At 64.6% G+C, this 22,396-nt stretch carries 17 protein-coding genes and 1 pseudogene; 11 read left to right on the top strand and 7 right to left on the bottom strand.

The genetic code is table 11. The features are described 5' to 3' along the window. The first annotated feature begins 631 nt into the window (after positions 1-631). Both P1Y20_RS15820 and P1Y20_RS15815 read left to right on the top strand, forming a co-directional pair. Complete coding sequence (locus tag P1Y20_RS15820) at positions 632-1,792, top strand: thiolase family protein (protein WP_304449672.1); 1,161 nt, start codon at positions 632-634, stop codon at positions 1,790-1,792. Positions 1,793-1,794: 2 nt separating this feature from the next. Next, on the top strand, positions 1,795-2,190 hold the full coding sequence (locus tag P1Y20_RS15815) for a Zn-ribbon domain-containing OB-fold protein (protein WP_304449671.1): 396 nt from the start codon (positions 1,795-1,797) through the stop codon (positions 2,188-2,190). Between the two features lie 43 nt (positions 2,191-2,233). On the opposite strand, the gene P1Y20_RS15810 is transcribed toward P1Y20_RS15815, so the two are convergent. After that, positions 2,234-4,240, bottom strand: coding sequence for a TRAP transporter permease (locus P1Y20_RS15810; RefSeq protein WP_304449670.1), 2,007 nt, complete (start codon positions 4,238-4,240; stop codon positions 2,234-2,236). A 32-nt stretch (positions 4,241-4,272) separates the two neighbouring features. Next, entirely contained in the window at positions 4,273-5,208 is a 936-nt protein-coding gene (locus P1Y20_RS15805) for a TAXI family TRAP transporter solute-binding subunit (RefSeq protein WP_304449669.1), read from the bottom strand. Positions 5,209-5,799: 591 nt separating this feature from the next. On the opposite strand from P1Y20_RS15805, the gene P1Y20_RS15800 reads away from it, so the two are divergent. Then, positions 5,800-7,425: a gamma-glutamyltransferase family protein gene (locus P1Y20_RS15800; RefSeq protein ID WP_304449668.1), complete on the top strand. Its 1,626-nt coding sequence runs from the start codon at positions 5,800-5,802 to the stop codon at positions 7,423-7,425. A 180-nt stretch (positions 7,426-7,605) separates the two neighbouring features. Here P1Y20_RS15800 and P1Y20_RS15795 read toward each other — a convergent pair whose 3' ends face one another. Then, positions 7,606-8,043 (bottom strand): universal stress protein, encoded by a 438-nt coding sequence (locus P1Y20_RS15795; protein ID WP_304449667.1) that lies wholly within the window; start codon positions 8,041-8,043, stop codon positions 7,606-7,608. Positions 8,044-8,204: 161 nt separating this feature from the next. Here P1Y20_RS15795 and P1Y20_RS15790 point away from each other — a divergent pair, with 161 nt between their 5' ends. From P1Y20_RS15790 to P1Y20_RS18800, 4 genes and pseudogenes are all read left to right on the top strand, one after another. After that, positions 8,205-9,587, top strand: coding sequence for an FAD-binding oxidoreductase (locus P1Y20_RS15790; RefSeq protein ID WP_304449666.1), 1,383 nt, complete (start codon positions 8,205-8,207; stop codon positions 9,585-9,587). Between the two features lie 83 nt (positions 9,588-9,670). Further along, positions 9,671-10,903 carry a mandelate racemase/muconate lactonizing enzyme family protein gene (locus P1Y20_RS15785; protein ID WP_304449665.1) on the top strand — a complete coding sequence of 411 codons (1,233 nt, stop codon included), beginning with the start codon at positions 9,671-9,673 and terminating at the stop codon, positions 10,901-10,903. A 631-nt stretch (positions 10,904-11,534) separates the two neighbouring features. After that, positions 11,535-12,860, top strand: a complete 1,326-nt coding sequence (locus P1Y20_RS15780) for an aminotransferase family protein (RefSeq protein ID WP_304449664.1) — start codon at positions 11,535-11,537, stop codon at positions 12,858-12,860. Between the two features lie 31 nt (positions 12,861-12,891). After that, a pseudogene (locus tag P1Y20_RS18800) lies at positions 12,892-13,029 on the top strand (hypothetical protein); the annotation flags it as partial. Between the two features lie 203 nt (positions 13,030-13,232). Here P1Y20_RS18800 and P1Y20_RS15770 read toward each other — a convergent pair. The 3 genes from P1Y20_RS15770 to P1Y20_RS15760 all read right to left on the bottom strand — a co-directional run bounded on the left by P1Y20_RS15770 (position 13,233) and on the right by P1Y20_RS15760 (position 16,159). Then, entirely contained in the window at positions 13,233-13,643 is a 411-nt protein-coding gene (locus P1Y20_RS15770; RefSeq protein ID WP_304449662.1) for a Zn-ribbon domain-containing OB-fold protein, read from the bottom strand. Beyond that, the gene (locus tag P1Y20_RS15765; protein ID WP_304449661.1) at positions 13,640-14,815 is read right to left on the bottom strand and encodes a thiolase domain-containing protein; all 1,176 of its coding nucleotides are present in this window, start codon (positions 14,813-14,815) and stop codon (positions 13,640-13,642) included. The genes P1Y20_RS15770 and P1Y20_RS15765 overlap by 4 nt, the downstream gene beginning before the upstream one ends. A gap of 147 nt (positions 14,816-14,962) precedes the next feature. Beyond that, complete coding sequence (locus tag P1Y20_RS15760) at positions 14,963-16,159, bottom strand: 3-hydroxyacyl-CoA dehydrogenase (protein WP_304449660.1); 1,197 nt, start codon at positions 16,157-16,159, stop codon at positions 14,963-14,965. Between the two features lie 326 nt (positions 16,160-16,485). Between P1Y20_RS15760 and P1Y20_RS15755 the strand changes: the two genes are divergently transcribed. The 4 genes from P1Y20_RS15755 to P1Y20_RS15740 all read left to right on the top strand — a co-directional run bounded on the left by P1Y20_RS15755 (position 16,486) and on the right by P1Y20_RS15740 (position 21,285). Beyond that, positions 16,486-17,652 carry an enolase C-terminal domain-like protein gene (locus P1Y20_RS15755; RefSeq protein ID WP_304449712.1) on the top strand — a complete coding sequence of 389 codons (1,167 nt, stop codon included), beginning with the start codon at positions 16,486-16,488 and terminating at the stop codon, positions 17,650-17,652. Between the two features lie 129 nt (positions 17,653-17,781). Continuing rightward, positions 17,782-18,678 (top strand): CoA transferase subunit A, encoded by an 897-nt coding sequence (locus P1Y20_RS15750; RefSeq protein WP_304449659.1) that lies wholly within the window; start codon positions 17,782-17,784, stop codon positions 18,676-18,678. Between the two features lie 70 nt (positions 18,679-18,748). Next, positions 18,749-19,510: a CoA-transferase subunit beta gene (locus tag P1Y20_RS15745; RefSeq protein WP_304449658.1), complete on the top strand. Its 762-nt coding sequence runs from the start codon at positions 18,749-18,751 to the stop codon at positions 19,508-19,510. 131 nt (positions 19,511-19,641) lie between these two features. Further along, on the top strand, positions 19,642-21,285 hold the full coding sequence (locus P1Y20_RS15740) for a thiamine pyrophosphate-binding protein (RefSeq protein WP_304449657.1): 1,644 nt from the start codon (positions 19,642-19,644) through the stop codon (positions 21,283-21,285). A gap of 70 nt (positions 21,286-21,355) precedes the next feature. Here the strand turns inward: P1Y20_RS15740 and P1Y20_RS15735 are convergent, their stop codons facing one another. Continuing rightward, a complete protein-coding gene (locus P1Y20_RS15735) occupies positions 21,356-22,390 on the bottom strand; it encodes an HpcH/HpaI aldolase family protein (RefSeq protein WP_304449656.1) in 1,035 nt (344 codons plus the stop codon). Between the last annotated feature and the right edge of the window lie 6 nt (positions 22,391-22,396).

The raw sequence follows: 22,396 nt of genomic DNA, 5'->3' as shown, positions 1-22,396 counted from the left end.
GTCTTCCTGTTACGTTACGCCGGACTGCGAGGTTCGAACGTCTGACCCCTCGAACTGCTACCGACGAGGTCCGCGACGGAGTTAGACGAGCGCGCGGTGGATGCGGCGACGGAGCGGTGGACTCGAGGCTTCGCGCACGGTCTCGCGGGGTCGGTTGGGTCTGAAAAGGACGGCGTCACGTGATCGACCCGTCCGAGGACCGGACGGAATTCGGGAACGAGTACCGGACACAGTCTCCGGGGAGCGGTTCGACTCCCACGGGGTGACCGACCCGGGAACGATCGCGGATGCGATGGTCTTTGCAGCCCGAGACGAGCCACCGGACGTGGTCGCCGCACTCGACCTGCATCGACGGCTATCGGGCTTCTAACGGAGGGTACGACTGCACTATTTCGGTCGCCAGAACGGCGACGAGCCAGTATCGAGTCGCTAGATTCGCGAGTAGCGACGTCTCCCCACCGTGAGTCGGCCGTATTCGGAATTGACGTCTGGAAACTCGTCCTGCGTTCGCCGCGGTATCCACCGTCGTTCGACTTCGTTCGGCTGGACAGTACGACGATGGAGCAGTCGGTCGGCCGGGGGCCAGTCGATGCAAACGTATACGGTCGTCTCCCGAATGATGCCATATAGCATGTCTACAGATATCACCCCCGTCGTTGCGGGGTTCGGAGCCGTACCGAACGGAACGTACGAGATACCCGAGCGCGATCTCGCACTGACCACGGTTCGAGACGCTCTCGAAGGCACATCTCTGGAACTCGACGCCGTCGACGGGCTGTACATGCCCGCTCCGCGACCGTGGACGCCTCAGGGATTCTTTTCGACGTATCTGTTGCACCTACTCGGGCTCGACGTGAATCGATCCCTCGAGGTCTCGACAGGAGGCTCAAGCGGTGGGAACGCGTTTCACGCGGCCGTTTCTGACGTTCGCGACGGAACCGTCGAGACGGCGCTCGTGTTGGCGGTCGAGCGAAACTCGATCGTCGAGACAACGGGACCGTACTTCGAGTACATCCTGAAGTCGTTCGATGCCGAGTTCGAATCTCCGATCGGAATGACCGTGCCGGCCGCCTATGCCCAGAGCATGCAACGGTACATCTACGAGTACGACGTCGATCGCGAGGATCTCGCCGAAATCGTCGTGAAGAATCGCGCGAACGGCGCTTCGAACCCAAACTCGCTCTTTGCCGAGGGCGTGAGTCGGACGGAGGTACTCGAGGCACGACCGATCGCCGACCCGATCCGTCTGTTCGACTGTCCGGCTCCTTGCGACGGTGCGGTTGCGATACTCCTTACGGCAGCCGCCGCCGACGAAGAGTCGTCGATAGCCGTCACGGGTACCGGCTACCACCACGCACCGAGTCACTTCCTCATGAGTCGAGACACCGACGTCACGGAACTGCCCGCCGTCAGGCACGCGGCGGCCGGAGCGGTCGCCCGTGCCGAAATCGAACTCGCCGAGATCGATCTCTTCGAACCGTACGCTCCGTTCCCGCACATCGAAGCGATCGTCACGGAAGAACTCGGTCTCGTCGACCGCGGGGAAGGCGTCGAGGCCTGCCTCGAGGGACGGACGGCACCCGACGGTGAGATCCCGATAAGTCCATCCGGGGGTTGTCTCGGACGGGGACATCCCCCGATGGTGACGCCGCTACTCAACTACGTCGGGGCAGTCGAGCAACTTCGCGGCACGGCATCGAACCAGGTACCCGACGCGGAACGTGCTCTCGCGACCGCAGAGCACGGACACCTAAATGGCGTCACTGCGACCGTCTTCGAGAGAGGGGTCTGACCGTGGAGCCGTATACGCGGCCGTTCTGGGAGGCCCTCCGAAACGATCGGTTTCTGGTGCACGCCTGCGACCAGTGTGAGGAGCGATTCTTCCCGCCGGGTCCGATCTGTCCGCTGTGTCACTCGACCGATGTGGACTGGTTGGAGACGACGGGGCACGGTACCGTGTTCTCGTTTACGCGAACACACGCCACGGCCCCGGCGTTCGACGACGAGATCGTCCTTGGCATCGTCGACCTCGACGACGGGCCGAAGCTTCTCGCGCCGTTCGACGAGTCGTACGCGGGCCTGGAGATCGGGGCCCGAGTCGGACTCGAGGCCGTCGAGTACGACGCCGACTACGACCGCGGCTGGCTCGAGCCGTATCCGTTTTTCGTCGCACGACTGCTCGAGGAGTGATAGCCGCCCGAGACAGACAGGCGTCGAACGGTTCACACAGGGATTAGTCTTTGGCGGTTCTGACCGAGTCGGTCGCGGACTCACGGCTGAGTCGCTCGCGAATCGGTCTCTGGAGCTGGACCGCCATCAGTCCGAGGATGGCCACGATACAGCCCACACGGACCATCTCGCCGGGGTAGACCATGGCGAGCAGCCCGAGCACGAAGAAGACGCCCCTGACGGGGTACTCGACGACGGGACTCCCGTGGAAGAACCTCCCGTAGTAGTTGAGCCCGTGGGAGATCCCCAGTGCCCCCAACAGGGCGATAACACCGGAGAGGAACGTCTCGAGTCCGAAGCCCCCGACGACGAGTTCGGGGTTGTAGATGAACGCGAACGGCAGAACGTAGATCGGGGCGGAGATCTTCAGCGCCTCGTAAGCCGTTCGCCAGAAGCCGCTGTCGGCGATTCCCGTCGCGACGACGACTGCGATCGCGATTGGGGGAGTCAGCCCCGAGAGGATCGCGGCGTACAGCACGAAGAAGTGCGCGGCGAGGTCGGGGACCAGGAACTGCTGGACCAGCGCTGGCGCGATGAGTGCCGCCACGATGACGTACGCCGCGACGGTGGGCATGCCCATCCCCAGGACGATCGAGATGATCATCGCGAGGACGACGGCTGTGAGCATGACCCCGCCGGAGAGGTCGAGCAACGCGAGCGAGAGGATCCCCGGAATACCGGACGCGGTGAACACGTCGACAACACCGTTGATCGCGGCGATGATGATGGCGATCGGTGCGAGGATCATCGCACCCTCCCGGAATCCATTCGCGGCGTCGCCGAGCAACCCGACGAACTCGGCTTGGAGGTCTCCACGTTCCACCGCCGTCCGTATCAAGGGGAAGCCGAACCCCGTGACGAACATCACGATGATCGTGTACAGAGCGGCTGTGAGGACCGTATACTGGAGGACGCCCAGTATGTAGACGAGGACTGCGAACGGGATCCCGAACCGGAGGCACTGGAGCGTGAACTCCTTTTGCGACATGCGTTCGTCGAACTGGCTCTCGACGTCGATCTTGTCCGTACCTCCCTGGATCTGTCCGATACCCTTGTAATGAACGGCTATCGTGACGGCGCCATAGAAGATCATCGCCGGGATGATGCCGGCGACGATGACTTCGAGGTACGTAATACCGAGTAGCGAGGCCATGACGAACGCTGCCGCACCCATGATCGGCGGCATGATCTGGCCGCCCGTCGAGGCGACGGACTCGATGCCCCCCGCCGTCTCCCCCTTCATCCCCGTCTCTTTCATCAGTGGAATCGTGAACGAACCGGTGATCGCCGTGTTGGCCGCCTGACTCCCGGTGATCGAACCGATGATGATACTCGAGGTCACAGCCGAGAGGGCGACGCCCGACCGGAGGTATTTCGCCGACCGGAGGCCGATCCGCATGATGAGATCGAACGCGCCGAAGCCGCGCATCAACCCTGCGTACAACAGGAACAGTGCGACCCAGGTTGCGATAATCCTCGATATGGAGCCGTAGACGCCCTGGAAGTCGAGGACCATGATGTTCAACATCCGATTGAAGCTGAACCCCGCGTGGCGCAGGATTCCCGGCGCGAGGTTGCCGTAGAGCCCGTACAGCATCACGCCGACGATCACTGCCAGGAACGTCGCTCCGTAGGCACGGTACGACAGGTACAGGATCACCAGCAGGAACGCAGCGGCGATCACGTACTCACGAGGCAACGCCGTACCAACGCGAACACGCAACAGCGGCCGGTAGAACACGATCATGTATCCCGTCGTTACGGCGGTGACGATCGTCGAGAGGGCCAGACCGACCAAGTTCAGTCTGTCCCCGTCTTCGTACGCCTCGATGAGCTCGTTTCCGAGGTAGACGAGCATGATCGACCCGAGAAACGTGACGGTGAACAGAATCCGCTGGATTCCTTGTGTGAACGCGTAGTACAGGATCCAGAACCAGGTCAGGATAGCTAATCCAGTGACGATGTCGTTGGCGATATCTAGTCTGCTTTTGTTTGCTGTGGAATATACCATTGTCCAGAGATTGGTGGCTGATCTGACCGCGCTTACTCGTCACCGCGTGTCCAGCTGTCGTCCCAGACGTCGTTCTCCTCGTACCAGTCGGCCGCTCCCGGATGGATGGGGATCTCGTCGGTGTGGACGAGTGCGAACGTGAAGTTCTCCGGGTCAGACCAATCCAAAATCGTCGGGTTCGCCTCCTGCATCGATTCGTAGTTGTTGTGGCAGACCTCCATCAGGTCGTAGACGGCGTCGGCCGAAAGCTCCGGACTGAAGTAGTAGGGATACGTTTCGGTCCAGGTGTGTTTCGTGAAGTCGCTCTCGACGTCCTGCTCCCAGCCGCCGTACTCGTCGATCTCCGCGTAACCCGCGCCGGCGAAGTCCTCCGCCGCCTGCACGTACTCGTCGGTCATCTCGATGGGCCTCACGTCGACGCGTGAATCGATCTCCGTCGCCCAGGAGGGGAGTTGCGTGAAGTTCGAGGTGTACACGATGAACGCCTCGGCGCGTCCCTCGGCGAGCGCACTCGCGGCCTGTGAGGTTTCGACGTTGACCACGTTCTCCGAGAGACCCTCCCAGAGGCCGGCGCCCTGGTACATCTCCTCGGTCATCGCGCGCAACCCCCAACTGGCGGGGAGACAGTACACGTCACGTCCGGGGAGGTCGTCAGTCGTCTGGATGTCGCTGTCCTCCAGAGCCATCCAGTACAGGTTCAGCGAGAGGTGACCGAACCCGAGCTGGGGGAACTCGGACACCGAATCGTCCTCGAACGGCCCCGTGTCGGTGAGCGCCTGATTCATGATGTAGTTCCCCGCGGAGTACGAGTTGATCTCCCCGTCTGCATACAATCGAATCGACTGTGGGTCACCACCCGCGTCCTGGGTGATGAAACTGAGGTAATCGGACTGTTGACTGACGACCCGCTGAATCGCCTGTGAGTTCCCGTACGTCGACGACCCCGAGGACGAGGAACCGACCGTCATCTGGACCGGACCACTGCCACCGCCTCCGCCTCCGCCCCCGCCACTCCCATTGCCGCCGCTCCCGTTGCCACCGCCTCCATTGCCGCCGCCACCAAGACATCCAGCGAGCGAGAACATCCCGACACCAGCGGCACCCTTCAGTACGTCCCTCCGTGTTTGCCCTTCGCTATCAAACATCGTTATTCATGATACGGACACCGGTATTTATAATTTTTGCAGGACCCGTCGGACGTTCGATAGTGTTCACATGTGGCCCGAAACCCCGTACATATCGCAGACACCTCCGCGAGCGATATGTATGACGACCGAACGTTGCATTACCTGTTCTTACTCCGTTCGTCGTAGTACTGTCACGTCCGCCGTACTCGATCGACGTGTAGCGCTTCGTCCGCCGGGCGCGTCTCCGACCGCCATGAGCGACGAACTGAACCGACAGACCAGCCTCCCGTAGGTATGGCGGGTACGAACCGATGACGACACCGGAGCCGACCGCGTCTCTCGACAGTACATACGTGCTACAGTAAACCGGTCCGGTCGGCAGTTCGTGGTCGGGGTACGAACGCTTTAGTGACGTTCCGATAATCGATACGTATGCAAGGGCAACCGGATCTGGACCAGTTTACCTCGCGCCGATCGACGGTGTACGCGACTCGCGGTGTCGTCGCGACGAGTCAGCCACTGGCCGCGGAAGCGGGCCTGGAAGTGCTTCGCGATGGCGGCAACGCGTTCGACGCGGCGGTCACCACCGCAGCGGTACTGAACGTCGTCGAACCCACGTCGACCGGACTGGGCGGCGATGTCTTCGCTCTCTACAGAACGGCCGACGGCGACGTCGGGGCACTTCGGAGCTGTGGCGGCGCACCCACGACGGCGACGCTCGACGACGTCCGACACCGCGTCGCCCAGCAGAGCGACGTCGAACCCAAGGACGCACGTATGCCAGAGTACGGTCCCCTCACGGTAACCGTTCCCGGAACCGCTCGTGGGTGGGAACGAACGATCGAGGAACTGGGGGAACTGAGCCTCGAACGAGCGCTCGAACCGGCGATCCGATACGCGACGGAGGGGTTTCCCGTCTCGGAGATCATCGCCGCCCAGTGGGCCGAAGCCACGGACGTCCTTCGGGGCGAGAACGCGCGGGCAGCGTACCTCACGGACGGCCGCGCGCCGGCCGTCGGCGAGCGCGTTCGGCTGTCTAAACTCGGCGAGACGATGCAGCGCATCGCCGACGAGGGCGCGGACGTCGTCTACGAGGGCGACGTCGGGGACGCCATCGTCGAGGAGATCCAGTCGCAGGGTGGCTTCCTCTCCCACGAGGACCTCGCGTCGTTCGACGCGGAGTTCGTCGAGCCGATCAGCACGACGTACAACGGCGCCACGATCTACGAACTCCCGCCGAACAACCAGGGTCTCGTCGCGCTCGAGGCGCTCAACATCGCAGAGGCGCTCGGCGCGGGCGAACATCGAGCAGACTCGCCCGAACGGCTCCACCTAGCGGCCGAGGCGACCAAGCGCGCGCTGACCGACGGTATCTATCACGTCACCGACCCCGAGTTCGCGGGCGCACCGGCGCTCGCGTCGAAATCGTACGCGGCCGACCGTGCGTCCGAGGTCGGTCCGGACGCGACGGACGACGTCGACGTCGGGTTCCCGAACGACCGTGCCGAAGGAGCCGATACGGTCCTGTTGACTGTCGCCGACGAGGACGGGAACGTCGTTTCGTACATCAACTCCCGGTTCAAGGACTTCGGTAGCGGCGTCGTCGCCGGCGACACCGGCATCGCGCTCCAGAACCGCGGCAGTTCGTTCTCGCTCGACCCCGACCATCCAAACCGGTACGGCCGTGGAAAGCGACCGTTTCACACGCTCATACCCGGTATCGCCCGTCTCGGCGAAGACGACTGGGCCGCCTTCGGCGTTATGGGCGGATACATGCAACCTCAGGGCCATCTACAGGTGTTGATGAACGTCATCGACGATGGGATGTCGATCCAGGCGGCGCTCGACTACCCGCGCTGGCGGTACCAGGTAGACGGTCGACTCGCGGTCGAGGGGCGCTTCGACGGCGCGTTGCTCTCGAAACTCGCACGCCGGGGCCACGACGTCCGCGTCATGCCGCCGCCGCACTTCGGTGGTGGGCAGATCGCTCGCAATACCGATGGGATCCTCTCGGGGGGGACCGACCCACGGAAGGACGGCACCGCGATCGGATTCTGACGTCCCCTGGCGAATTTTTACCGGGAGACCGACAGCGATGAACGGATTACGGGGGTGGGGGGCGCAGCTACGTTCCCCCGGTCGCGTCGACAACAGGAGCGATATCGACCAGACCCTCGGCGAGTGGTTCACTGAGCGACCGACCTCGCCGCGACCGCTGGGGCGGAGCCACCGCCACTCTCAGACGATCGTCACCGGTCGTTGGGATTTGAGGATAACGTCCTGCGTGACGCTTCCGAACACGGCCTTTCCGACCGGCGACCGATCCCGGCCGGAGACGACGACGACGTCGGCGTCGATGGACTCGGCGTAGTCGACGATCTCGTCCGCAGGGTCACCGTGACGGCGTACGAGTTCGGCCGCGACACCGGCCTCCTCGAGACGGTCACGGACGACGACGGCCGACTCCGGGAACTCCGTCTCGTCGTAGAGGTCTTTCGACCGAACGTTACCACCGTCGTCGATCGCTTGAAACTCCTTGAACACGTTGACGATCGACACCGAGACGTCACCGAGGTCCGCGTCCAAGCCCGACTCGTCACCGAGTGCGGTCACGAACCTCGCTGCGGCCGTTGCACGTGTCTCGTCGTCGTCAACCGGGATAACGATTCGATACATGAACCCAACGTGAGACGCCAGATATATAATGGTACTCGCAGGCGAGAGAGCCGGCGCACGCGTACTGTGTCCGCTATCGGTTCGGAGCCGCCGTCGAGGAGCCACCCTGTCGAGAGGTCGGGCCGGTGAGGTTTATATTGACACGCACACCACACTGTGTCATGCTACGGGAGTACGACTGCGCGTTTCTCGACGACGTCATCGTGGATGGCCGAGTGGCGCACGCGGAGAGCGTTCGCGAGCAGTACGCGACCGACGAGAGTCCCCACGAGGGTCGAATCCCCGACGCCGTCGTCTGGCCGGCCACGACCGAGGAGGTCGCGGCCGTGCTCGAGGGGGCTAACGGTCGGGGCATCCCCGTCACACCACGGTCCGGCGGCTCTGGACTCGAGGGCAACGCGATACCCACTGCAGGCGGAATCGTCCTCAGCACGGCCGACATCGGCCACGTCGACGTCTCACCCGCCGACCTTCAGGCGACTGTCGGTGCGGGGGTGGTCTACGACGACCTGAACGAGCGGCTGGCCGCGAAGGGATTGCGGTTCGCCCCGGGGATTTCGAGCGGGGACGTGGCGACTATCGGGGGAATGGTCGCGACCAACGCGAGCGGTTTCAACGCGGTCCGCTACGGCGAGACGCGAGATCACGTCCGTCGACTCGAGGTGGTCACTGCCGACGGGCGGATCGTCGATTGCGGCAGGAACGTGGTCAAGACGTCGGCCGGCTACAGTCTCAAGGATATCTTCGTCGGCAGTGAAGGGACGCTCGGCGTCGTCACAGAGGTAACGCTCGGGCTGGTTGGCATCCCCGAGTACCGCCGGGCGGCGCTGGTGACGTTCCCGTCACGGGTCGACGCCTCCCGGGCCGTCGCGGACGCCATCGGCTCTGCGTTGGTCCCCGGAGCAATCGAGTTCATCGATGCGACGGCGATGAAGATGATCAACGCCTACCACGACGACGTCTCCTTCGAGGAGCGACCGACGCTCCTCATCGAGTTGCACGCGAACAACAGCGGGATCGAAGAGGACCTCGCGTTCGCGAAAGCGATCTGTGAGGATCACGGAATGCGTTCGTGGGAGGCGGCCGCCGAGGAGAACGTGGACGACGTCTGGCAGGCACGACGCGACAAGTACCACGCGACGAACGCGTACCGGGGAGACTGGGAGGTCGCGCTGGTCGGCGACGTCGTCGTTCCGATCTCGCGGTACCCGGAGATCGTCGAGGAGGTCTCGCAGGCCAGCGACGACCTCGACTTGCTGACCTCCTGTGTCGGACACGCCGGCGATGGGAACCTCCACTTCACGCCGCTGGTCGACCCCGACGACGAGGCGATGGTCGAGCGCGCCCACGAGCTCAACGAGCGGGTCGTCAGGAAGGCCATCGCGCTGGGCGGCAGCGCGACCGGGGAACACGGCGTCGGTATCGGGAAGCGGAAGTTCATGTGTGAAGAACACGGCCCGGCAGTCGACCTCATGCGTTCCGTCAAGGAGACACTCGATCCGAACGGCATCCTCAATCCCGACAAGGTACTGCCCGACGGCTGACGAGCCCACGAGCCGACGGTTTCGAGCGGCCGGTCCCGGTCCATAGTTTGATGTAACGGCTCGGGAAAGAGAGAGACGATAACATGTACTCGGACTTCGCGGCGCGGTTAGCCTCGAGCATCTGGCCCGAGTTCGGTGAAACGCCCGAACGCTCGACTGAGACGCCCGAAATCACCGACCTATCGACGGTCGTCGTCGACGGGAACTTCCCGTGGACGCTCGTTCGCCTCGAGACGGACGTCGGAGTGACCGGAATCGGCGAATCGTACCCGTCACCGGGCGTCCACGAGGTGATCACCGACTACTTTCGACCCGTTCTCGTCGGCGAGAACCCCCTCGACGTCGAGCGGCTCTATCACCTCATGCGCGAGAGCCTCTCCGGGAGAGGGTCCCAGGAGGGAATCGGAACCATCGCGATCAGCGGCATCGAACTCGCGCTCTGGGACGCCACCGGCAAGATCCTCGACCAACCGGTGTACCAGCTCCTGGGCGGCAAGACCCGTGAGGCAGTCCGGATGTACGCCGACTGTCACGCCGGCGATGGGATGGTCGAGGCGGCACTGGAGGGTCAGCCCGACGAGACCTACGAGGCAGCGGCCTATGCACGAGCGGCGCGAGCAGCGGTCGACGACGGCTACGAGATCGTCAAGTTCGACCTCGACGTCCCATCGGGTCGGGAGATCGACACGCTCGCACGCCACTTCGACCGTCGAGAGATCGAACACAAGCGTGGACTAGTCGAGGCGGTGACCGACGAGGTCGGTGACGACGCCGAGGTCGCGGTCGACCTTCACTGGAACTTCAGCGTCGAGGCGACCGAGAAACTGTGTGCGGCCCTCGAGCCGTATGACCTCGCGTGGATCGAAGACCCCCTGCCGCCGGAGAACGTCGACGCGCTGGCGACCCTCAATCGGAGCGTCGACCAACCGTTGCTCACGGGCGAGAACCGCTACGGCCGCCACGGCTTTCGTGACCTCGTCGAGAAGGAGGCCGTCTCCTTCGTCGCGCCCGACGTACCCAAGACCGGTGGCATCGCGGAGACGAAGAAGATCGCCGAACTCGCCGACAGTTACTACCTGACGACGTGTCCTCACAACATCGGGAGCCCCGTCGCGACGATGGCCGGCGTCCACGTCGGCGCGACAGTGCCGAACTTCCTCGCGCTCGAGTTTCACGCCCGCGACGTGCCGTGGTGGGACGACCTCGTCGTCCGTGACGAACCACTCATTCAGGACGGATACATCGAGGTACCGGACGACCCCGGCCTCGGGATCGAACTCGACTGGGACGTCGTCGAGGAACACCGGATGAGGTAGCCGGGGGCGGCGGACCGACGTCGTCGGCCGCCCCTCGAACGGCGAACGCACCAGTATGAGACGGCCTGCGTGCTGAACACGAATCGACACGGACTGCGGTCGCCGAAGACCGAAACAAAAAGCGTGCACTGCGACCGACGTGGCTCTCGCGTGTCGCAGCATTCAGCGGGGCGACCAGCCGCGTGCCCGACGTGGAAGCGCGGGCGTTCACCTCCGCTCGACGGTACCGTCCCGTCACGTTCCACCGGCGGAGTTACGCACTGTCCCCCTTCGACCGTATCGCCTCACCCCTGCACGCGAGAGCAGCGACTGCGATAGGCAGAATATCGCCAGCGGTGGCGTGGAAAAACGTTCAAGAATGTCTCGGAGTGGATTACTCGGTCCGAATCCCCCTTCTATATGTGGTATCTCATACTCGAAATTGCATTACTGCAGAAAGATTGATTAATCGGTACTCCATACACCTGTGAACGGATGGCACGCGTTCCACGATCGTCCGACGAGCGACCCCGATCCGGCGTTCGAGATCCCAGACACGGTGACCGGTCGCTGACGATCGGGAGCGGTGACTCCCGATACTCGACGGAACCGAGTTCGACCTGAACGTCCTCCCTATCACGACAATCGACCCATGCTCAACGACTCAGCCGAACGGACCGACGAAGCGTCCACGAACATCCCACACTGGTACGATCCATCGAAGACGGGAATCACGTTCACTGACGGCGACGGCACGCGTGTCGTCGACGATGACGGAGCCGAGTATCTCGACTTCGTCTCACAGCTGTATTGTGTCAATGCCGGACACGGAAACGAGGCCATCGTGGACGCAATGACCGAACAGCTCGAACGGATCCAGTACGTCTCTCCCGCGAAGGGAACACCGGCTCGTACCGACCTGAGCGACGCACTCGTCGCGGTCGCCCCCGATTCGCTGTCGAACGTCCAGTTCTCGGTGTCGGGCAGCGAGGCGAACGAACTCGCGATGACGATCGCCCGTGACTTTGCGGACGCACCGAAAGTGCTCTCCCGCTGGCGGTCCTACCACGGATCGACCTACGGTGCGGGGAGCATGACCGGTGATCCGGCGACTCGCGCGCCGCTCGAAGCCCACGCGTCGACGACGGGAGCTGTGAAGTTCCTGCCGCCGATGACGTACAATTCGCCGTTCAATGCGGACACGCCCGAAGCGCTCGCGGAAGCCGCAGCCGACCACCTGGAGTTCGTCATCCGGAACGAAGGGCCGGATACGATCGCGGCCGTGCTGACGGAACCGATCGCCGGCACGAGCGGCGCGTACACGGCCCCGCCGGGCTACTTCGAACGGGTCCGCGAGCTCTGTGACGAGTACGACATCCTCATGATCGTTGACGAGGTGATCACCGGATTCGGCCGCTGTGGGGACTGGTTCGGCGTCCAGACCGAGAATATCGAGCCGGATCTCCTGACGTTCGCGAAGGGCGTGACCAGCGCCTACGCACCGCTCGCGGGCGTGATCATGCGTCCGGAAATCGCGGACCACGTACGTACTGACGGGTTCGACCTCGGACAGACGTTCGGCGGCCACCCAGTCAGTTGCGCCGCCGGTGTCGCCGCCCTCGACGAGTACGCCGACGGACTGCTCGAGAACGTCCGGGCGACACAAGACGACTTCGCCGACGGGCTCGCAGCCCTCGAGCGAGAGCACGACGCCGTCGCCGACGTGCGTGGACGAGGGTTCCTCCGTGCCGTCGAGTTCGCCGACCCGGAGACGGGAGCACCGTTCCACGACCCGCGGACCGACGAGGGGGACAACCCAGTCACGGACGTGATCAGCGAAGCGATGAATCGCGGTGTCCTCGTGGGGGGCGGTCGTCCGACGACCCAGATCATCCTCGCCCCGCCCCTGTGCACGACCGCCGACGAGATCGAAGCCGCGATAGAAACGCTCGGGTCGTCGATCGAAGCCGTGTTCTGAATACTCGCTCTACCACACGGGCCGTCGACTCTTGTTACGCCGAGGCCAGTACGGACCTCCACGAGAGACGCCGACGTCCCCCGGACCTCGACGAAAGGATATCGACATCCTCCGCGAGGTAGAGCGGAACGACGACAAGAACCTCGAGGGACTCGCTGATGGGTTCGGTCTGTGGAAGTCGGCGGTCCACTATCGACTGACCCGACTGAAAGACGACGGTGTCATCACTGACATCTCCGCGGACGTTGGCCCGCACGCCCTCGGGATGTCGATGGTCGCCGTCACGGATGTGTACGTCGCTCACGAGAACCGGTATGCAGGGTTCCCGGAAGCGGGCCCACCGTCGTTCCAACCTGAACGAGGGGGAATGGCTCAGTCGGTGACGGGGACGAACACCGGAACCGCGATGGTCGAGTCGGCGGCGTCGACGAACCGGACCGCGACGTGCGTGCCGATCTCGACGGCGGACGGGTCGGCGTCGACGATGGACATGATTCGCGGTCCTGCCTCGAGTTCGACGTACGCCAGCACGAGCGGAAGGTCCTCGTCCGGCCAGCCGCTCATCGTGCGGGCCACCGAGTAGGAGTATATCTCGCCGTGGCCAGACGTTTCACACCACTCGACGGCCTCGCTGAAGCAGTCGGGACACAGCGACCGGGGGTAGTGGTAGACGAGGCCACAGTCATGACACTTGCGCACGAGAAGCTCACCGTCCCCAGCGGCCGTCCAGTAGGGTTCGGTCTCCGGCGTCACGTCCGGAACCGGACGGGGCTCCCAGGTCATCGGTCTTCCCTCCCGAGTACGACGGTCGCCGCACCGTGGCGCGTCCCGAGACTCCCACCCGTGCCGTGGGCGAGTGCGACGTCGGCGTCGACCTGTACTTCGGGGTTCGCCTCGCGCCGGAGTTGGCGGACCGCCTCGATGACCTTCGTCATACCACCGCGGTTGGCCGGGTGGTTCGAACACAACCCGCCGCCGTCGGTGTTGAAGGGGAGGTCGCCGTCGGGCGCCTGGAGCGTTCCCCCCTCGACGAACGGGCCACCCTCACCTTTCTCGCAGAAGCCCAGATCCTCGATGGCCTCGAGGACCGTTACGGTAAACGAGTCGTAGATCGACGCGTACTCGACGTGCTCGGGGCCGAGGCCGGCTTCAGCGAAGGCACGTGAGCCTGAGCGGTCCGCGGCGGTCGTCGTGACATCGATCCGTCCGGCGTCGTGGTGACCGATCGCCTCACCGAAGCCGAGGAGTTCGACGCAGTCCCGGTCTAGCTTCGACCGGACGTCCTCGGAAACGACGACCAGCGCGCCACCGCCGTCCGAGACGACACAGCAGTCGAGGAGGTGCAGCGGGTCGGCGACCATCCGCGAGTCGACGACGTCGTCGACCGACACCGGCTCCCGGTACATCGCGTGCTCGTTGTACTGGGCGTGGTGCGACGCCGCGACTCGGATCTCCGCGAGTTGCTCGCTCGTCGTTCCGTACTCGTGCATGTGTCTCTGTGCGGCCATACCGTACATCGTCACGTTCGTCGCCCCGTAGACGCGCTCGAAGCTGTCCTGAAAGGTCCGGAGCTCGCGAGCCCCCGAGCCGGTCGCCTGCCCACGCGACCGGGGACGGCCGGCGAGCGTCACGAGTGCGACGTCACACCGCCCGTCGCGGATAGCGCTCGCGGCGTGCCCGACGTGTGCGACGTACGACGACCCCCCGAAGTCGGTCGTGTCGGTGTAGGACGGATCGAGGCCGAGGTAATCAGCCATGACGAGCGGCGACAGTCCCGTCTCGTACTCCGGGACGCCGGCCGTGAAGTAGCCGTCGACGTCGCGTTTCTCGAGACCCGCATCCTCGAGCGCCCCCTTCGCGACCTCCGCGTGTAACTGCATCGTCGACTTGTCGGGGGCCTCTCTGGTGGGGTGTTCGAACGCCCCGGCGATGGAGACCGGCTCGGTAGCTGTCATCGGCTACCATTTCTCACGTTCCGTGGTAAGCGTTGGTGGTCGGGGTCGGCCGCGACTAACGTGTCCGTCTCTCTCGACCGAGCAGCGAAATAGTGCCCGGCGCACGGGGAGGCGCTGTGACCGTTTCGAGGCTCCTCGGCGGCTGGTTCAGTGGAACGTCCCGCCCGTTTTCGCCTTCTCGACGAGTAGGTCACAGGGGAGGGTTTCCGCGAGTTTGTTCGTGCTCTCGTGGCGGCTCGCGACCTCGGTCAGCCTCCGCACGACGACGTCTGCACCGACTTCGTCGGCCTTCTCCAACGGCCCCGTCGGCCAGTTACCGCCGAGTCGTGCACCGGTGTCGATGTCCTCGGCGCTGGCGACACCGTGTTGAACCATCTTGGCGGCCTCGTTGACGATCGGTGCCCACACCAGCAGCGAGTCGAACCCCTGTCCGGCGTCGACCGGAATCCGGGGCTCGTCGCGCTCGTCGTACTCGTAGTAGCCGGCGTCGGTCTTCCGACCGTACCGGCCCTTCTCATAGAGCTGGTGAAGGAGTGGACAGACGCCGGTATCGTAGGCCATCGGTCGGTCGTCCTCGAGATGGTCCGCCTCCCCTTCGACGCGGATCTGGATGCCGCCCGTGAAGTCGGCGAGTTCGAACGGCCCCATCGGGAACCCCTCGCCGTACTTCATCGCGGAGTCGACCTCCTCGATGGCGTGTTCGCCGCGATACACCATCCACGCCGGCCCCTCGCCGTACGGTCGCATCAACCGGTTGACGATGAACGACGGAACGTCCATCCGACAGCGGATCGGTGTCTTGCCGAACGACTCGACGAGCGCCGCCGCGGTGTCGGCCGTTGCCCGGGGTGTGTGTTCCGTCATGACGATTTCTACCAGTTCCATCAGCATGGGGGGGTTGAACCAGTGAGTGCCGACGACGCGCTCCGGAGCCGCGGTCGTCTCGGCGAGTCGAGTGACGTTCAGTCCGGACGTGTTCGTCGCGAGGATGGCGTCCTCGGGTGCGACGCGGTCGAGATCCGCGAAGATGTCCTCCTTGACCGCCTGCTGTTCGACCGCCGCTTCGGTGACGAACTCCGCGTCACCGACCGCCGCCTCGAAGTCGGTGGTGAAGGTCACTCGCTCGAGCGCGGCATCGGCCCCCGCTTCGGTCGTGTCGCCGTGCTGGACGGCCTTCCCGTAGGACCACTCGATGGCCTCGTTCGCGTCCTCGAGTTGCGACTCGTCGATGTCGGTCAGTGCCGTCTCGTACCCCGACAGCGCCGCGACGGCGGCGATGCCCCGTCCCATCTGTCCCGCGCCGACGACCGCTACGGTTTCGACCTCGTCGATAGTGACACCCATTCACGCTGTGTTCCTCGCCGTCGTTCATAAACTATCCGCCGTATGTCGGTCGAGACGGACCACGTCGACGCCCGCGAGGGGAGCTGACACGCCGTCCCCGCCTCCGTCAGCGCTGAACGTCCCTGTCTGGGAGAGCGCTCGGCCCCTCCCGGTGGACGCGAGGGGTCACCCGACCGAACCTTCGGGCGATAAGACATCCCTGGGCCGGCAGATGACGTGTCGTGCGCGCCGTCGTTCGTGAGGCCACCTCGACCAGTCATTCTACGGAGATATTTCACCGCGATGCAAACGCATTTGAGCTTCGTTCGCTATGTGTCGGCGTATCGATGTCACCGACGATCACGCGCATCGAATCCGTCGAATTCGGCTACGACCTGCCGGACGTCGGATACGCACCGAACGGTTTCAGCATCGTTTACGAGCCAGGTACGACGAGCGAACGGAAACTGTTCGCACTGCGGGTCCACACGGACGACGGGACCACCGGCGAGTACGTCGGTGGAAACTCCCCCGGTGCTGCACAACTCAACATGATCGCGGACTACCTGATCGGGAAGGACCCCCTCGAGCGCGAGCGCCACTGGAGCGCGTTCAAGCGTGCGCTCCGCAAGTACGACTGGATGGGGATGGGTCCGATCGACATCGCGCTGTGGGATTTCGCCGGGAAGTACTACGACGCGCCGATTCACGAACTGCTCGGCAGTTACCGCGATTCCTTCCCAGCCTACGCCTCGACGTATCAGGGCGACCGGAACGGGGGGCTCGACTCGCCCGAGGCGTACGCCGACTTCGCTGAGGCGTGTCTCGAGATGGGGTATCAGGGGTTCAAGATACACGACTGGGGCGGCGACTGGACGGCTCCCGAGGAGACGGCAGCGGTCGTCCGAACGGTCGGCCGGCGTGTGGGCGAGGAGATGGATCTGATGCTCGATCCGGCCTGCAATCCGGCCACGTTCGCCGACGCGTTGAAGATCGGCAGAGCCTGCGACGATGCCGACTTTCTGTGGTACGAGGACCCGTATCGAGACGGTGGCGTCTCACAGCATGCCCACCGGAAGCTTCGCGAGTCCCTCGAAACCCCGATCCTCCAGACGGAACACGTCCGGGGGCTCGAAGCGCACACGGATTTCGTCGCGACGGAGGCGACCGACTTCGTGCGGGCCGACCCCGAGTACGATGGTGGGATCACCGGGGCGATGAAGATCGCTCACATGGCAGAGGGGTTCGGGTTGGACGTCGAGTACCACGCGCCGGGGCCGGCACAGCGTCACTGCATCGCCGCGACGCGCAACACCAACTACTACGAGGTGGCGCTCGTCCATCCGATCTGCCCGAACACACAGCCGCCGGTGTACGCCGACGACTACTCCGATATGCTCGATACCGTCGACGAAGACGGACACGTGCGGGTGCCCGAGGGCCCGGGGCTCGGCGTCGAGTACGACTGGGACGAGATCGAGGCCCGGGAGATCGGACGACGGACCTACGCGTGAGTCACGGTGGAAGACGCCGAGAACCCCCGATCGACCAGCAGTCGTGCGTGCTTCCACAAGGACAATCGTTATGTGTGGGTTCTGCTATCGACTACCGTAGACAACGCATTCATGAGTACTGTCACTACGATGCGAGACGCTATCGGTCACGGCGTCTCCGACGGCGATAGTGTCTGCCTCGCTGGGTTTACGCACCTCATTCCGTTCGCCGCGGGTCACGAGATCATCCGGCAGGAAAAGCGCGATCTCGAACTGATCAGGGCGACGCCCGACCTGGTGTACGACCAACTGATCGCGGCCGGTTGCGCGCGGAAGGCGACCTTCTCGTGGGCTGGAAACCCCGGGGTCGGAAGCTTGCCCGCGTTTCGACGGGCAGTCGAGGACGGCGTGCCGACCGAACTCGAACTCGAGGAGTACACGCACTTCGGTCTGATCGCCGCGCTCGACGCGGGCGCGTCGAACCTCCCGTTCGCCCCGCTCCGGGGGTTCATCGGCTCGGACCTGCCCGACCACAACGACAACATCGCCCGGATCGAGAGCCCGTTCGACGACGACGACGTCTACGCCGTCGCACCGATCGAGCCGGACGTGGCGGTCGTCCGCGCCCAGCGGGCCGACGAGACGGGCAACGCGCACCTCTGGGGCATCCAGGGCGAGGTGAAGATCGCCGCACTGGCCGCCGAAACGGTTGTACTCGCCGTAGAAGAGATCTGTACGGAGCGGACCATCCGTAGCGATCCGAACCGGACGGTCGTCACGAGCGACGACGTCGACTACGTCGTACACGACCCCTACGGCTCCCATCCGTCGTACGCGCAGGGCTACTACGGGCGGGACAACGACGCGTACATCGAATGGGCCGAGGTCGCCAGCGACGCTGATCGGGTCGAAGCGTGGCTCGACGAGTGGGTCTACGGTGTCGAGAACCGACGGGAATATATCGAGAAGCTGGGCGTCGACCGGCTGCTCGAGTTGGAACCGGACCGAGACTACGCCACACCGGTGGACATGGGGGCGTACCGATGATTGACACGCACCCGGTCCGTCGGGGAGCCGGCGGAACCCACCGTCTCGCCGGGGGCACGGAGGGAGTTCGATGAACTACACGAACAGCGAACTGATGGTGGTCGCGGCGGCGAGGGAGCTCGACAACGACGATTCGGTGCTGGTCGGCATCGGCAAACCGAACTTGGCGTGCAACGTCGCCAAGCGCACGCACGCACCGGATCTTCGGATGGTCTACGAGTCGGGGACGATCGGCTCGAACCCGTCGTCTCCGCCGCTCTCGATCGGTGACCCGGTGCTGGCCTCGGGGTCGGTCTCGATCGAACCGATGCGAAACAGCTTCAACTACCACCTGCAGGCCGGTCGCCTCGACGTGGGCTTTCTCGGGGGTGCGCAGATCGACAAGTACGGGAACATCAACTCGACGGTCATCGGCGACTACGACGACCCCACAGTCCGACTTCCGGGAAGCGGCGGTGCCTGCGAGATCGCGGGGCACGTCGATCGGACGTTGATCGTCACTCCTCACTCCGCGCGGCGGTTCCCCGAAGCGGTCGACTTCGTCACGAGTCCCGGATACGTCGACGGTCGGCGGGGCCGGGAGGAACTCGGTCTCTCCGGCGGACCCGAGGCGGTCATCACCGACCTGGCCGTCTGCCGGTTCGACGACGGCGGCGAGATGTACGTCGACGCGCTCCACCCGACGACGACGCGCGAGGAAGTCCGGGCCGCGACCGGGTGGGAGATTCCGTTCGCCGACGACTACGGGAGGACCTCGGAACCGACCGACGAGGAGGTACGACTGATTCGAGAGGAACTCGATCCGGACGGGTTGTACACCGACCGAGAGTGAGCGCGTAGGTCACGGCCGGGTGCTCATCCCTCGCGAACGTGGCGGGGGACGGACGACGGAGACGAACCGTTCGGGACCCGTCCGGACCAGCCAGCCTAAACCTTTACACCGGTATCCACCTCACTACGGCCATGGAGGTCAACGAGGCAATTATCGGGTGTCTGGTCGAGAACGGTGTCGACACACTGTTCGGCATCCCCGGCAAACAGTCACTTCCGCTGAACGAGTCGATCGACAACCGTGACGACATCCGGTTCGTGATGGCTCGCCACGAAACCGCCGTCTCCCATCAGGCGTGGGGGTACGCAGAAACCAGCGGTGACATGGCAGCCACGGTGGTCATCCCCGGACCGGGCGATATGAACGCGATGAACGGACTGAAAAACGCGTTGAACGACTGTACGCCGCTCGTCCACATCGCGGTCGAAACCGAACCGGAGATTCGGGGCGGCGACGGTATCCACGAAACCCCGCCGGACACCTACGACAACGTCGTGAAGGAGAACATCACCGTCGAGACGCCTCACAGTACGGCTGCCGAACTGCAGCGAGCGATCGATGTCGCACGGACCGCTCCGAAGGGGCCGGTCCGAATCGGGATTCCGAAGAACTTCCTGAAGATGGACGTCGAACTCGCCGAGCGGGAGGCGGTCGACCTGCAATCGGTCGACGGGGGGCTCACGTCGAAGGTCGAGGCCGCTGCCGACCTGCTCGCGGACGCCTCGAAGCCGATCATCGTCGCCGGAGGTGGTGTCCGAGCGGCCGACGCGAGCGACGAACTGCGGGCCGTCGCCGAGCGCATAGCGGCACCGGTCGTGCTCACGTACAAGGGCAAAGCGGTCTTCCCGGACGACCACGAGCTTTCCGCGGGGGTGCTCTGTGGTGGTACGGGTACGGCCGTGAAAGCGCTACTCGCGGACGCCGACGCCGCACTCGGCGTCGGGACGGACTTCGACGCCGTCTCGCTCCACAACTGGTCGATCGAGATTCCGGACGACCTGGTCCACGTGACGCTCGATGCGGACGACATCGGCACCGGCTACGATCCGGCGGTCGCCATCGTCGCCGACGCTGCACGGACGCTCGCGACCCTCGACGAGGCGCTGGCAGAACGCTCGATAACCGGCGAAACCGGCGTGGAACGCGCTCGGACGACGCGGACAGCGACCGAAGACCGCCTCGACGAGTTGCGAGGGGTGACGGACCCACCGCTGACTTCGGTCGGAGCTCTGGACGCGATCCGTCGGGGGACACCACGGGACGCGATCGTCGCCGTCGACGCGGGGGGGTTCCGGCTGTGGACGCTCCTGACGTTCCCGACGTACAACCCGCGGGATTACGTGAACCCGGGCTCGTGGGCGACGATGGGGACGGGAGTCCCATCGGCCATCGGCGCGAAACTGGCCAACCCCGAGCAGGACGTCGTCGCCCTCACCGGAGACGGCGGGTTGTTGATGTGTGTTCACGAACTCCACACGCTGGCGGACGAGGGCATCGACGTGACGGTCGTCGTACTCAACAACAGCGACTACGCGATCATCAGCGAAGAGGCCGGTCGGAGCTATCGGATGGACGAAGGCGAGTACGGCTGGGGGGAGACCCCAGTGTCGTATACGACCGTCGCCGACGGACTCGGTCTCGATGTCGACCGGGCGACAACCCCCGACGAGGTCACCGCGACGGTCGCGCGCGCGATCGACAGCGACGGACCGACGCTCGTGGAGATCCCGACAGACCCCTACGAGCCACAGTCGGGCGTCTGGATGAACCGGTAACGGTGGTGGTTCGACCCCACGAACGACCGGCGGTCACAGACTGGTGGCGCGGTCGACTGGTCGGGATCGGTCACTCTCGGTCGGTGACGCTTTCCTCGTAGGTTTCGCGGATGCGTTCGCCCTCTTCGATCAGGGTCGTCACGTCTTTCCCGGCGATCAGGTAGTCGAACCCGCGCTCGACACGCTCCGAGACGTCGGCTTCGCGAACGGTGAGGGTCCCGACCGGCGTGTCGGTGGTCGCTCCGGCCTCGATGACGCTCGACATCGCATCGTCGAGTTCGGGCGCGGTCCACTCGGCGAAGACCCCGAGCGACGCCGAGAGGTCGGCCGGCCCGACGAACAGGGCGTCGATCCCGTCCGTCGCTGCGATGGCCTCCGCGTTGTCGACGCCGGTCGGGGTTTCGACCTGTGCGATTGTAAACAACGACTGGTGGTCCGCCGTGACGTACTCGACGAAGTTCCGGCCGTAATCGGCCGCTCGGCCGGCGGCGACACCACGCGCGCCGTCCGGGGGGTACCTCGTCGCTCGGACCAGTTCCGTGGCGGCCTCCTGGGTGTCGATCATCGGTACCATGATGCCGTCGACACCGATGTCGAGGATCCGTTTGATACGGACCGGGTCGTTCCACGCGGGGCGGACGAGTACGGCGAGGGGTCCGGGAGCCGCCCCCGCCGCACGAGTGAGATCGGCGACCGTCTCGAGGCTCATCTCGGTGTGCTCGGTGTCGACGAGGACGAAGTCGAACCCCGCTCTCGCCGCCGCTTCGACGACCGTCGGGTGGCCGATCGAAATCCACGTACCGAGGGCAGTGCCCGTGGCGAATCGTGATGCGAGGTCGCCCGTCGTGTTCGTCGTCATCGCGGGCAGCCCGCCCTCGAATCGGCTCGTCCAACGAGCGGTGTCGAGCCCAGTTGCGGTCGCCACCACCGTTCGGGGGTCCGGTCCCCCTGTCGTGAAACCAGTAGCATCGACTCGACTTCCGATAGACGAAAGAAAAAGGTGTGGGTCGGTGTGTGACACCGCTGTGTTCGGAGAGAGCAGCTCCAAGATCACCCGCACGCGATGGTACGGCACGTCGTTGCACATGCTGTTTCCCGAAAGCATTTCTCG

The organism is Halomarina ordinaria (assembly GCF_030553305.1).
In the GTDB taxonomy this organism is placed as follows: domain Archaea; phylum Halobacteriota; class Halobacteria; order Halobacteriales; family Haloarculaceae; genus Halomarina; species Halomarina ordinaria.
The sequence above is the reverse complement of the archived record's forward strand: the minus strand, read 5'-3'. Positions and strand labels throughout refer to the sequence as shown.